Origin of the sequence: Rouxiella badensis, assembly GCF_026967515.2 — a bacterium.
GTDB classification, from domain to species: Bacteria; Pseudomonadota; Gammaproteobacteria; order Enterobacterales; family Enterobacteriaceae; genus Rouxiella; species Rouxiella badensis.
This window is the reverse complement of record NZ_CP114062.1, coordinates 2614471-2626875: the sequence shown is the minus strand read 5'-3', so window position 1 is coordinate 2626875 and position 12405 is coordinate 2614471. Positions and strand designations below refer to the sequence as shown.

General features: G+C 51.9%; 11 protein-coding genes. 10 read left to right on the top strand and 1 reads right to left on the bottom strand.

The genetic code is table 11. The features are described 5' to 3' along the window. Window positions 1–58: 58 nt before the first annotated feature. The 10 genes from cmk to kdsB all read left to right on the top strand — a co-directional run bounded on the left by cmk (window position 59) and on the right by kdsB (window position 11520). Complete coding sequence (gene cmk, locus O1V65_RS12190; RefSeq protein WP_026110509.1) at window positions 59–760, top strand: (d)CMP kinase; 702 nt, start codon at window positions 59–61, stop codon at window positions 758–760. A 175-nt stretch (window positions 761–935) separates the two neighbouring features. Further along, entirely contained in the window at window positions 936–2609 is a 1674-nt protein-coding gene (gene rpsA, locus O1V65_RS12185) for a 30S ribosomal protein S1 (RefSeq protein WP_026110510.1), read from the top strand. Between the two features lie 69 nt (window positions 2610–2678). After that, the gene (gene ihfB / locus O1V65_RS12180) at window positions 2679–2963 is read left to right on the top strand and encodes an integration host factor subunit beta (protein WP_009636638.1); all 285 of its coding nucleotides are present in this window, start codon (window positions 2679–2681) and stop codon (window positions 2961–2963) included. 238 nt (window positions 2964–3201) lie between these two features. After that, window positions 3202–5493, top strand: coding sequence for a ComEC family protein (locus O1V65_RS12175; RefSeq protein ID WP_269129759.1), 2292 nt, complete (start codon window positions 3202–3204; stop codon window positions 5491–5493). Window positions 5494–5529: 36 nt separating this feature from the next. Continuing rightward, window positions 5530–7278: a lipid A ABC transporter ATP-binding protein/permease MsbA gene (gene msbA / locus O1V65_RS12170; protein WP_017494098.1), complete on the top strand. Its 1749-nt coding sequence runs from the start codon at window positions 5530–5532 to the stop codon at window positions 7276–7278. After that, the gene (gene lpxK / locus O1V65_RS12165) at window positions 7275–8261 is read left to right on the top strand and encodes a tetraacyldisaccharide 4'-kinase (RefSeq protein WP_269129758.1); all 987 of its coding nucleotides are present in this window, start codon (window positions 7275–7277) and stop codon (window positions 8259–8261) included. Before msbA ends, lpxK begins: the two co-directional genes overlap by 4 nt. Window positions 8262–8728: 467 nt before the next feature. Beyond that, a complete protein-coding gene (locus O1V65_RS12160; RefSeq protein ID WP_017494095.1) occupies window positions 8729–8941 on the top strand; it encodes a cold-shock protein in 213 nt (70 codons plus the stop codon). 84 nt (window positions 8942–9025) lie between these two features. Then, on the top strand, window positions 9026–10255 hold the full coding sequence (locus tag O1V65_RS12155) for a winged helix-turn-helix domain-containing protein (protein ID WP_227952726.1): 1230 nt from the start codon (window positions 9026–9028) through the stop codon (window positions 10253–10255). Between the two features lie 333 nt (window positions 10256–10588). Further along, a complete protein-coding gene (locus O1V65_RS12150; protein WP_009636632.1) occupies window positions 10589–10771 on the top strand; it encodes a Trm112 family protein in 183 nt (60 codons plus the stop codon). Next, window positions 10768–11520: a 3-deoxy-manno-octulosonate cytidylyltransferase gene (gene kdsB, locus O1V65_RS12145; protein ID WP_084912752.1), complete on the top strand. Its 753-nt coding sequence runs from the start codon at window positions 10768–10770 to the stop codon at window positions 11518–11520. Before O1V65_RS12150 ends, kdsB begins: the two co-directional genes overlap by 4 nt. A 10-nt stretch (window positions 11521–11530) precedes the next feature. Here the strand turns inward: kdsB and elyC are convergent, their stop codons facing one another. Beyond that, on the bottom strand, window positions 11531–12325 hold the full coding sequence (elyC, locus tag O1V65_RS12140; protein WP_227952730.1) for an envelope biogenesis factor ElyC: 795 nt from the start codon (window positions 12323–12325) through the stop codon (window positions 11531–11533). Between the last annotated feature and the right edge of the window lie 80 nt (window positions 12326–12405).

Sequence of the window (12405 nt, the reverse complement as noted above, 5' to 3'; positions counted from 1 at the left end):
GCCCCGTTGGGCTAACGATGAGGGGTTTTCCCCACCGAAAGGAGAGAGAATGACGGCTATGACTTCGTCTATAACCCCAGTGATAACCGTTGACGGGCCAAGTGGTGCGGGTAAAGGCACACTGTGTAAGGCTCTGGCTGAGGCGTTTGGATGGCACCTGCTGGACTCCGGTGCAATTTATCGTGTTCTGGCTCTTGCGGCGCTGCATCATCAGGTTGATATCGTGTCAGAAGAGGCTCTGGTGCCGCTCGCTGCCCACCTCGACGTTCGCTTTGTAGCGAATAACGGACACCTGAACGTTATTTTGGAAGGTGAGGACGTCACGCACGAGATCCGCACCGAGACCGTAGGCAATACCGCGTCACAGGCGGCTGCTTTTCCGCGCGTTCGCGAAGCGCTTCTTCGCCGCCAACGTGCGTTTAAAGAGATGCCTGGCCTGATTGCCGATGGCCGAGACATGGGAACCGTGGTGTTCCCGGAAGCGCCGGTGAAGATTTTTCTCGACGCCAGCCCTGAAGAACGTGCAAACAGAAGAATGCTACAGTTGCAGGAAAAGGGCTTTAGTGTTAACTTTGAACGTCTTTTAGCCGAGATAAAAGAGCGGGATGACCGCGATCGTAATCGGCCTATAGCGCCTTTAGTGCCTGCTCAAGATGCATTAATGCTGGATTCAACCAGTATGTCCATCGATGCAGTTATCGAAAAAGCGTTGGCTTATGCCACTGAAATTCTAGGATTGCCGCAAAAACAAACCCGGTGATTCGAGCTATTATGGGTGCTGCTCCATTCTTTTTTTGTAAAGAACAGGGTCAGTGCCTATTTTGGCTACAGTTTTTTTTAACCTCGCCGCCAGGACGGTAGTGGGGCATTTGAAACAACCCCATCCAGCATGAAGCCAGATGGACGTTAAACTTAAGAAACTAAAGATTATCAACATGACTGAATCTTTTGCTCAACTCTTTGAAGAATCCTTACAAACAATCGAAACCCGTCCGGGTTCCATCGTCCGTGGTGTTGTCGTGTCTATCGACAAAGACGTTGTACTGGTTGACGCCGGTCTGAAGTCTGAGTCTGCTATTCCGGCAGAGCAGTTCAAAAACGCACAGGGCGAACTGGAAATCCAGGTTGGCGACGAAGTTGATGTTGCGCTGGACGCGGTAGAAGACGGCTTCGGTGAAACCCTGCTGTCCCGTGAAAAAGCTAAGCGTCATGAAGCATGGCTGATGCTGGAAAAAGCTTACGAAGAAGCTGCAACTGTTACCGGTGTTATCAACGGTAAAGTTAAAGGCGGTTTCACCGTTGAGCTGAACGGTATTCGTGCGTTCCTGCCAGGTTCACTGGTAGACGTGCGTCCTGTTCGCGACACGCTGCATCTCGAAGGCAAAGATCTTGAGTTCAAAGTCATCAAGCTGGACCAGAAGCGCAACAACGTTGTTGTTTCTCGTCGTGCAGTAATTGAGTCTGAGAACAGCGCTGAGCGCGATCAACTGCTGGAAAACCTGCAGGAAGGCATGGAAGTTAAAGGTATCGTTAAGAACCTCACTGACTACGGCGCCTTCGTTGATCTGGGCGGTGTTGACGGCCTGCTGCACATCACAGATATGGCTTGGAAGCGCGTTAAGCACCCAAGCGAGATCGTGAATGTTGGCGACGAAATCACTGTTAAAGTTCTGAAATTCGACCGTGAGCGTACTCGTGTTTCCCTGGGCTTGAAACAGCTGGGCGAAGATCCATGGGTTGCTATCGCTAAACGTTACCCAGAAAGCACCAAGCTGACTGGTCGTGTAACCAACCTGACTGATTACGGCTGCTTCGTAGAAATCGAAGAAGGCGTTGAAGGTCTGGTACACGTTTCTGAAATGGACTGGACCAACAAAAACATCCACCCATCCAAAGTTGTTAACGTGGGTGATGTTGTGGAAGTTATGGTTCTGGACATCGACGAAGAACGTCGTCGTATCTCCCTGGGCCTGAAGCAGTGTAAAGCTAACCCATGGCAGCAATTCGCAGAAACTCACAACAAGAACGACCGTGTTGAAGGTAAAATCAAGTCAATCACTGACTTCGGTATCTTCATCGGTCTGGACGGCGGCATCGACGGCCTGGTTCACCTGTCTGACATCTCCTGGAACGTTGCAGGTGAAGAAGCAGTACGTGAATACAAAAAAGGCGACGAAATCGCAGCTGTGGTTCTGCAGGTTGACGCAGAGCGTGAGCGTATCTCCCTGGGCGTGAAGCAACTGGCAGAAGACCCGTTCAATAACTACCTGTCTGTAAACAAGAAAGGTACTATTGTTACTGGTAAAGTAACTGCAGTTGACGCTAAAGGTGCTACAGTTGAATTAGCAGGCGGCGTAGAAGGTTACCTGCGTGCTTCTGAAGCTTCTCGCGACCGTATTGAAGACGCAACTCTGGTTCTGAACGTTGGTGATGAAGTTGAAGCTAAATTCACCGGTGTTGACCGTAAGAACCGCGTTGTAAGCCTGTCCGTCCGTGCTAAGGACGAAGCAGACGAGAAAGATGCAATCGCTGTGGTTAACAACAAGCCAGACGAAAGCAACTTCTCTAACGCTATGGCTGAAGCGTTCAAAGCGGCAAAAGGCGAGTAATAACGGGACGCAGCTCCATGATGGAGCTGCTTCTATAACGGTAGTTTAGCTGCAAAGCTTGGAGGTTATATGACCAAGTCTGAACTCATTGAAAGACTTGCTGGCCAGCACTCTCATGTCCCGGCGAAAGCCGTTGAGGATGCCGTGAAAGAGATGCTTGAACATATGGCTGCAACCTTAGCTGATGGAGAACGCATCGAAATCCGCGGGTTTGGCAGTTTTTCTCTTCACTACCGTGCTCCGCGCGTGGGACGCAACCCTAAAACGGGTGACAAAGTTGAGTTGGACGGCAAATACGTTCCTCACTTCAAGCCAGGTAAAGAGTTGCGTGACCGTGCGAACATTTATGGTTAAGGACTCGTCCTTAGCTTAGATGTATGCCTATAGCGAATAAAACGGTGTCCTCACGGGCACCGTTTTTTTTTTGCTTTCGGACGCATATTTTAAAAGCCTGTTTTTTTTATTTATTTATTCTGGGCAACGTCTCCCAGCCTCCGCTTTTGCCGATTGCGCCTCATAGGTCTCTCAATAACACTCGTCCTCTCAGTTCGCGGCTTGCCGCATACCCTCCCTGTGGCGGAGGCAATTAAGGATGGGCATCATTAATATCACCTATACCCAGACTGCGCTGGCATTAGTGGCAGGGATACTTCCGCTGACGGTTTTGCCGATATTGCCCGACAGCTATCAGTGCATCGCGTTATTTTGCCTTGCCTGCATCGCCGGGTATTTGCCCTATCGCAGCACAAAACTGTTTTGCATTGCGCTGCTGGGACTGCTTTGGGCGACGGCAAACGGAAATCAGATTTTGCAGCAAACGCGAGACTTTAGCGGCGGTAGGCAGCAGGTTGTGGCGCGCATTGAAAGCCCTTTTTTGCAGCGTGAGGAAAAACACAATGTCCCCATCGCCTTAAAAGAGGTCAATGGCGTCAGGGTATTTCCGCCGATTGCGGCGAAAGTCTCCAGTGAGGGTTTTCCTCAAGGATACTGTGCCGGGCAGCGTTGGTTGCTCACCATGAGTCTGAGGCCGGTGCACAGCCAGTTAAACCTCGGCGGTTTTGACGGTCAGCGTTGGGCGGTTGCCAATCGCCAGACGCTAAGTGGGCGTATTAACTCGGCAGAGCGAATAACCGCCGGGTGTTCTTTACGCCAGCAGATCATTAGCGACGTACAGCGGCAAATCACCACGCTGGATAATATGCCGGTGCTACTTGCTCTAGCGTTTGGTGAGCGAGGGCTTATCAGCAAACCATTGAGTCAACTGTATAAGGTCACCGGCACAGCGCATCTGATGGCTATTTCTGGTCTGCATATTGGTGTGGCGGCACTCATTGGTTGGCTGTTGGCGCGTGCAACACAGTTTCTGCTGCCGCTCCGCTGGATAGACTATCGGTTCCCGCTCATTGTTAGCTGGTTGGCGATGCTGTTTTATACCTGGCTGTCGGGGGTTAATCCTCCTGCAATGCGTGCCGCGTTGGCGATTTCACTTTGGCAGTTGCTCAAGCTGTGCCGTCTGCGTTGTACCGCATGGCAAGTATGGAGCTGGGGCGTGGCGTTGCTTATGGTTAGCGACCCATTGAGCATTCTTTCAGACAGTTTTTGGTTGTCATGTTTTGCTGTCGCCGGGCTGATATTCTGGTTTCAGTGGGTGCCCTTACCGAGTCGATATGCGCGGCACTGGTACTGGGCATGGGTCCGCTGGGGGCATCTTCAGGCAGGAATGACCCTATTGCTGTTGCCGATGCAAATTGGGATTTTTCATGGGTTGAGCAGCGCATCCTTTTTCGCCAACCTCTGGGCAGTGCCGATTGTATCGCTTTTTACCGTCCCTTTGGTATTAGCGGCGCTCTTTTTAACGCCTCTCCCCTATGATATTGCCTTTCCCGTTACTCAGGCGATGTGGACGCTCGCCGATATTAGCCTTGATTGGGTTGAGGCTGGGCTCAACAAGGCGGAAAACTACTGGTTACCGTTAGGTGAGAACGTGCTTATTTTCAGCCTGACAGGATGGCTGGGCATCATAATCTGGCGTATGGGATGGATCAAAACCTATCCGATGGACGTCATTGCGCTGTGCGGCGTGATGCTGCTGTGGCGACAATCCTCGACTCGGGAAAACTGGCGCGTCGATATGTTGGACGTAGGGCATGGACTGGCAGTATTAATCGAGAAGAACGGGCGAGGCGTACTTTATGATACCGGAAACCGTTGGGAGACGGGGTCCCAGGCGCAGATGCAAATCCTGCCTTATCTTCAGTGGCGCAACATCGTGCTCGATCAGATAATCGTCAGCCATAGCCACATGGACCACAACGGAGGAACCAAACAGGTGCGCGCCGCTTTTCCTTCTGCCAGTCTGCGGACCTCTTTTAAAGGAAATTTACCCTGTGTGAAAGGACAGCGCTGGCGGTGGCAGGAACTGGATTTTGAGGTGCTCTGGCCCCCCGCGCTGAAAGACCATGCCGGCAATGATGACAGCTGCGTCGTACGCGTCAGCGATAATAAATTTAGCGTGCTGCTTACCGGCGACATTGAGCGTGCTGCCGAAACTGTACTGGTAAAGCAGAGCAGGGCGAGGTTACAGGTTAATTTACTGCAGGTTCCACATCACGGCAGTAACACCTCCTCCTTCGGGCCTTTCTTGCGAGCCTCGGGGGCAGAAGTCGCTATCGCCTCGGCGTCTCGCTACAACGTATGGCGTTTACCGGCGCAAAAAATAAAAAATCGATATCGCGAAAACGAGATGATTTGGCACGATACTTCACGTGCAGGGCAGTTGAGTGCGTTTTTTTTCAACAATTATTGGGTAATTAAAGGCCTGCGTGATCAATTAGTGCCACGTTGGTATCATCAGTGGTTTGGCGTTAGAGGAGATAATGCGTAGAATAGGCCGCTGTTTATTTCGCTGCTGGTTAATTGCATGATGAATGATAAAGATCTCTCCACCTGGCAGACATTCCGTCGCCTCTGGCCGATGATCACACCTTTTAAAGCCGGGCTTATTGCCGCCGCTATCGCGCTGGTGGTCAATGCCGCCGGTGATACCCTCATGCTGTCGCTGCTAAAACCTCTGCTGGATGACGGCTTTGGTAAAACCGATCGCTCCGTATTGCTGTGGATGCCGTTGGTCGTGATTGGATTGATGCTGGTGCGTGGGGTCAGTGGCTATGTTTCAAGTTACTGTATTTCCTGGGTCTCCGGAAAAGTTGTGATGCAAATGCGTCGCCGGCTGTTTGGCCATATGATGAGAATGCCAGTGGCCTTCTTTGATCAGCAGTCCACCGGAACGCTACTGTCACGTATCACCTATGATTCCGAGCAGGTTGCTTCCTCCTCCTCGAGCGCGCTGGTCACCGTCGTACGTGAAGGGGCGTCGATTATCGGCCTGTTCATCATGATGTTCTACTACAGCTGGCAGTTGTCGGTCATTCTGGTCATTATCGCGCCTATCGTTTCTACGGTTATTCGCGTAGTGTCCAAGCGTTTCCGTAATATCAGCAAGAATATGCAGAACACCATGGGCCAGGTAACCACCAGTGCCGAGCAGATGCTGAAAGGGCACAAAGAGGTGCTTATCTTCGGTGGTCAGACGGTTGAAACCGAGCGTTTTGATAAAGTCAGCAACCACATGCGCCGTCAGGGCATGCGTCTGGTTTCTGCATCTTCTATTTCTGATCCGATCATTCAGCTGATTGCCTCACTGGCGCTGGCCTTCGTGCTTTATGCCGCGAGCTTCCCATCCGTGATGGAAACGCTGACTGCCGGTACAATCACCGTGGTCTTCTCCTCAATGATCGCACTGATGCGTCCGTTGAAATCTTTGACCAACGTTAACGCCCAGTTCCAGCGTGGTATGGCAGCCTGTCAGACCCTGTTCAGTATCCTCGATATGGAACAAGAGAAAGACGAAGGCAAGCTGACCGTTGAGCGCGCAAAAGGCGACATCGAGTTCAAAAACGTCACCTTTAGCTATGGCAAAAGCGAAAAACCGGCCCTTAGAAACATCTCTTTTGAAATTCCTGAAGGCAGAACCGTTGCTTTGGTGGGACGTTCAGGCTCTGGAAAATCAACGATTGCCAACCTGATGACCCGTTTTTACGACATTCAGGAAGGTGAGATCCTGCTCGATGGCCACGACCTGCGCGAATACACGCTTGCGTCGCTGCGCGATCAGGTTGCGTTGGTTTCACAAAACGTGCATCTGTTTAATGACACCATTGCCAACAACATCGCTTATGCACGTACTGAAAAGTACAGTCGTGAAGACGTTATCAAGGCCGCAACTATGGCACATGCCATGGATTTCATTAGCAAAATGGATAACGGTATTGATACGGTCATCGGTGAGAACGGCGTGCTGCTGTCAGGCGGACAACGCCAACGTATCGCGATTGCGCGTGCGCTGCTGCGTGACTCACCGGTTCTGATCCTCGACGAAGCAACCTCTGCGCTGGACACAGAGTCCGAACGTGCGATTCAGTCTGCTCTCGACGAACTGCAAAAAAACCGTACCTCGCTGGTGATTGCGCACCGTCTTTCTACCATCGAAAAAGCTGACCAGATCCTGGTTGTCGAAGATGGTCGAGTGGTTGAGCGCGGAACGCATAGCGAACTGCTTGAGCTACGTGGGGCTTATGCCCAGCTTCACCGGATGCAGTTTGGTCAATGATAGCGCGCATCTGGTCGGGTCAATCGGCACTTTATTTGCTGTTACTGCCACTCAGTTGGCTGTATGGATTGATCACGCTGGTATTGCGTTTTAGCTATAAAAAAGGGTGGAAGAAAAGCTGGCGAGCACCGGTTCCCGTGGTGATCGTCGGTAATCTGACTGCCGGAGGTAATGGTAAGACTCCGGTCGTTATCTGGCTCGTCGAGCAGCTGCAGCAGCGGGGATTACGCGTTGGCGTCGTTTCACGTGGTTACGGTGGCAAGGCTGAAAGCTATCCTTTAATACTTGATGAGGGGACGTCTACGGCACAGGCCGGTGACGAGCCGGTGCTGATTTTTCAGCGCACCGGCGCACCGGTTGCCGTTTCTCCCGTGCGTTCCGACGCCGTCAAAGCCCTGCTGAAAGCCTCTTCTGTCGACATTATCGTGACCGACGACGGGCTACAGCATTACGCATTACAGCGTGATTTCGAGATAGTGGTGGTTGACGGCGTGCGCCGTTTCGGCAACGGCCACTGGCTTCCTGCCGGACCGATGCGTGAAAGAGCTTCAAGGCTGAAAAGCGTCGATGCGATTATCGTCAACGGCGACGGTCAGGGGCAGGGCGATGAGATAGGCATGCGGCTTCAGGCCGGGAACGTGGTGAACGTGTTGACCGGCGAGAAGCGCCAGGCGCAAACGTTGTCTGACGTGGTGGCGATGGCGGGTATCGGACATCCTCCTCGTTTCTTTGCCACGCTCAACCAGCTCGGCGTTCATACGCAGCGTGAAGTTTCCTTTGCCGATCATCAGGCCTACCAGTCTGCGCAGCTCGCGGCATTGGCCACTGATAATCAAACCTTGCTGATGACTGAAAAGGATGCAGTGAAGTGCCGTAGTTTTGCGCAGGCCAACTGGTGGTATTTGCCGGTTGATGCATACCTCTCAGAACCTGGTGCGACCTCGTTGCTTGAAGGCATCAGCTCGTTAGTCACGAAATCGTGATTAAAACTTGACCTGCGTAGCATTATATGAGTTAATGCTGCACGGCCTGTGATTACAGAGCTATTTATGAGGCAGTATCGTTAACAACAAAAAGTTGTTAACCCTATAGTGAATTTGTTCCTCCCAAGACGTTATCTTCCTGTTTGTTTCCACCAAAAGTTTGATTCCGCTAAAAAGACGAACCTTCCCATCACCCCCCATAAGTATTCTTTCTATAAAAATGGCCATCGTTGCCTTACGGCAAAATGAAATGGGTTACTTTCTGTGAACTCTCATCTGTTCTTGTTGTCAAATTCAACAAGCTACAGTGAAGTGGCGATTGACTCGACTAAATGCCTGCCCCAATGGTGGGTTCAAAATTTGCTCATTAGAGGTTTTTTATAAGAACAACTTTAGTATGGGCAAACGCATCCGAACAATAATAAAAAGCGTTGTCATGGATGCCCGAAATTAAGGAAATAAAAATTATGATGTTAAAAATGGGTTTAGTTAAATGGTTCAACCCGGCTAAAGGCTACGGTTTCATTTCTCCACTCGATGGTACTTCAGAGATTTATGTAAGCCGTAATTCCATTGCGAATACGCGTAATAAATCGCTTAATCCAGGCCAGAGTGTAGAATTCACCATTTACAACAGTTCGACTCATGGCCCGGCGGCAGCGGACGTTATTGCCTTCTAAGCCAGGTTCAGCGGCGGTGAATTTTACCCCCTGACAAAAATATGCTATCGATATCCGCAACCTAATCCTTTGACGGATATCGATATGCCTACTGCAAGCCTCTCCCTCTCTACTGCGCGCACGCTACATCTCGCCGCACAACAGCTGCAAAATCCCCTAAAACGTCAGGCGAAACCTGATGATCTGCTCTCTGCTATCAAAAAAATGGCGCTTCTGCAAATTGATACCATCAGCGTCGTGGCGCGTAGCCCTTATCTGGTGCTGTTTAGCCGCCTTGGAAACTACCCTTCCGAATGGCTCGAAGAGGCGCTTTTAGCGCGCAAAATATTCGAGTATTGGGCGCATGAGGCCTGCTTTATCCCCGTCGAAGATTACCGTCTGCTGCGTCATCGTATGTTGAATCCGCAAAACATGGGCTGGAAATTTAATCAGGCCTGGTTCGACAAGCACGAATCTGACATCAAGGATCTGCTCGATCATATTGCTGAAAAAGGACCGGTACGTTCGGCGGATTTTACGCTGGATAAGCGAGGAAGCACCGGCTGGTGGGACTGGAAGCCGCACAAGCGCCATTTGGAAACATTGTTCACCTCCGGTGAATTGATGGTGGCAGAACGGCGTAATTTCCACCGCGTCTACGACCTGCGTAGCAATATATTGCCGCATTGGGACGACGCAACCCAGACGCTGAGTCAGGAACACGCCGAGTTCGACATGCTCTGCCGCTCGGCGCAGGCGCTGGGCATCTTTCGAATAGAGTGGCTGGCGGACTATTATCGTCTAAAGCGCGTTAACAGCAAAAAACTCACTGCCCAGCTTCTGGATCTCGGCCTTATTACGCCCGTCGAGGTCGCCGGTTTCAGCTCTCCGCTGTATGTTCATCAGTCTCTGCACCGCCTTTTGGCCGAGGCCGAGGCAGGCAAGATAACCTCTACCGTTACCACGCTGTTGTCACCCTTTGACCCCGTCGTTTGGGACCGTCGGCGCGCGCTTGAACTATTCAACTTTGACTATCGTATCGAGTGCTATACCCCCGAGGCCAAGCGGCAATACGGTTACTTCACCCTGCCTATCCTCAATCGTGGTGAAATCATTGGCCGTACAGATGCCAAAATGCACCGTAAGCAGGGGATTCTCGAGATAAAAAGTCTGCATCTTGAACCGGGAGTTAACATTGGGCCGCGCAGGGTGAAGGATATTACCGAGGCGATTAGCCGCTTTGCGCGCTGGCAGGGGGCGACTCAGGTGACACTGGGCAATATTCCGCAGATGCTGAAAACGTTTTGGGAAGAGGGCTGGAGTCTATTGCCGTAAGACATTGGCAGGAGGCGTAAATAGAAAACGGCTGCAGTCGGCAGCCGTTTACCCGTTACCAACGCGCATTAGTTGCTGAAGTTGGCGAACATAGCGATAATTTTGTGGAAAAGTTTCATTTCTTGGCTCTTGAGTAAGTGTTTTTATGTGACATTGGTCACAAAAAAATCATACGCCTGCCTAATAGAATTCGCAATATCCGCGCAAAAACTTCTTAAGCCCGAACAGTTAACGGCGGGTAGGCGCTGTGCTATTCTCTGTCACCATAATGACTTACCTGTCGTCCGTTTTTTGACGCAAGTGAGTGCTCTAACTACGCCTCACGGAGGATCTATGGATCATCGTTTACTCGAAATCGTTGCTTGTCCTGTTTGCAACGGCAAGCTGTATTTCAACAAAGAATCTCAAGAGTTGGTCTGTAAAGCAGACGGCCTGGCCTACCCGGTTCGCGACGGTATTCCCGTGCTGCTCGAAGTAGAAGCGCGTTCACTCTCTGCCGACGAGATCCATCCATGAGTTTTGTTGCCATTATTCCTGCTCGCTATGCTTCTAGCCGTTTGCCCGGCAAGCCGCTGGCCGACATTGATGGCAAACCGATGATTGTTCACGTCATGGAGCGCGCCCGCGAGTCGGGAGCTTCACGCGTTATCGTCGCGACCGATCATCCGGATGTCAAAGCCGCCGTTGAAGCCGCGGGGGGGGAAGTCTGTATGACCCGCCCTGATCACCAGTCTGGCACCGAGCGTCTGGCTGAGGTTATCGAGCTATGCGGGTTCGCCGACGATGAAATCATCGTGAACGTGCAGGGCGACGAGCCGCTGATCCCGCCGGTGATCGTTCGTCAGGTCGCCGATAACCTGGCACAGTGCGGTGCCGGAATGGCGACGCTGGCCGTGCCGATTGAAGACGCCGAAGAGGCGTTTAACCCCAACGCGGTGAAAGTGGTCATGGATGCACAGGGCTTTGCGCTCTATTTCTCGCGTGCCACTATTCCGTGGGAACGTGAGCGTTTTGCCAGCTCGAAAGAGACCATCGGCGATACTTTCCTGCGCCACATCGGCATTTACGCCTATCGCGCCGGTTTTATTCGCCGTTACGTCCAGTGGGAGCCGAGCCAGCTCGAAAAAATCGAGCTCCTCGAGCAGCTGCGCGTGCTGTGGTATGGCGAGAAGATCCACGTGGCAGTAGCGAAAGCAATTCCTTCCGTGGGTGTCGATACACCAGAAGATCTGCAGCGTGTGCGCGCCTTCTTTGCCAATAAATAACGGACTCGCGCTACTGTGAGGTGGCGCTAACCGACTGTTTGGGCACGTCGTTGCCCGTCAGCTTCTGCCACAGGCGCCCCAACGTTTCGTACCAGGCTCTTTCTGAATGAGACAGATAAAGCGACTGTGGCAGGACTTTCTCCCACAGGTTGAGCGGTGAGTCTATCGCCAGCTGATTGGCCGGTGCCGGAATTGGCGCTAAACCCTGTTGCTGGAAAAACACCATCGCACGCGGCAGATGATTGGCCGACGTGACCAGCGCGAAAGGTTGATGACCAATTTGTTGCGCCACCTGCTGGGCTTCCTGACGCGTGTCTCTTGGCTGGTCGAGGGTGATGATATCCTTCGCAGGAACGCCCAGACTTTCCGCCACTTTGGCTGCCGTTGCGGCACTGCTCACCGGATTCGTCGGCGTCGCCGCGCCGGTAAAGATGAGCTTAGCTCCCCGATTCATCAGGTAGATACGTATCCCTTCGGTCACTCGAGGCAAACTGTTGCTGATGAGATTTGAACTGGGCGCCCACGCAGGGTTGTAGGTATAGCCGCCGCCAAGCACCACGACATAGTCAATCGGCCCTTGGCCGCGATAGGTTGGAAAGGTATTTTCCAGCGGTCGCAGTAGCCTGTCGGCGACGGGTTGCAGGCTCAACAGCGCCAACAGCAACCAACTGACCAAAAAAATGACTTTTCCCGTTTTTTGCCTTCTGCTGAACCAGAGCAGGCACAGTGCTACCGCCATCATTAGCAGTAAAAGGGGTAATGGCATCATTAAGCCGCCGACAAATTTTTTCAGGGCAAAAAACATCAGATAATCGGTCCTTTTGTGTGAAAAAACGGCATCCGGGTGAGATTCTTGGTCAGGATGATTTATTCTCTGCCAGCCTG

Bases quoted from the DNA above. Each gene is read 5' to 3' on its own strand.
- ihfB (WP_009636638.1), top strand. From the start codon at position 2,679: ATGACCAAGTCTGAACTCATTGAAAGACTTGCTGGCCAGCACTCTCAT.
- O1V65_RS12155 (WP_227952726.1), top strand. From the start codon at position 9,026: ATGCCTACTGCAAGCCTCTCCCTCTCTACTGCGCGCACGCTACATCTC.
- kdsB (WP_084912752.1), top strand. From the start codon at position 10,768: ATGAGTTTTGTTGCCATTATTCCTGCTCGCTATGCTTCTAGCCGTTTG.
- elyC (WP_227952730.1), bottom strand. From the start codon at position 12,325: ATGTTTTTTGCCCTGAAAAAATTTGTCGGCGGCTTAATGATGCCATTA.
- cmk (WP_026110509.1), top strand. From the start codon at position 59: ATGACTTCGTCTATAACCCCAGTGATAACCGTTGACGGGCCAAGTGGT.
- lpxK (WP_269129758.1), top strand. From the start codon at position 7,275: ATGATAGCGCGCATCTGGTCGGGTCAATCGGCACTTTATTTGCTGTTA.
- rpsA (WP_026110510.1), top strand. From the start codon at position 936: ATGACTGAATCTTTTGCTCAACTCTTTGAAGAATCCTTACAAACAATC.
- O1V65_RS12150 (WP_009636632.1), top strand. From the start codon at position 10,589: ATGGATCATCGTTTACTCGAAATCGTTGCTTGTCCTGTTTGCAACGGC.
- O1V65_RS12175 (WP_269129759.1), top strand. From the start codon at position 3,202: ATGGGCATCATTAATATCACCTATACCCAGACTGCGCTGGCATTAGTG.
- O1V65_RS12160 (WP_017494095.1), top strand. From the start codon at position 8,729: ATGATGTTAAAAATGGGTTTAGTTAAATGGTTCAACCCGGCTAAAGGC.
- msbA (WP_017494098.1), top strand. From the start codon at position 5,530: ATGATGAATGATAAAGATCTCTCCACCTGGCAGACATTCCGTCGCCTC.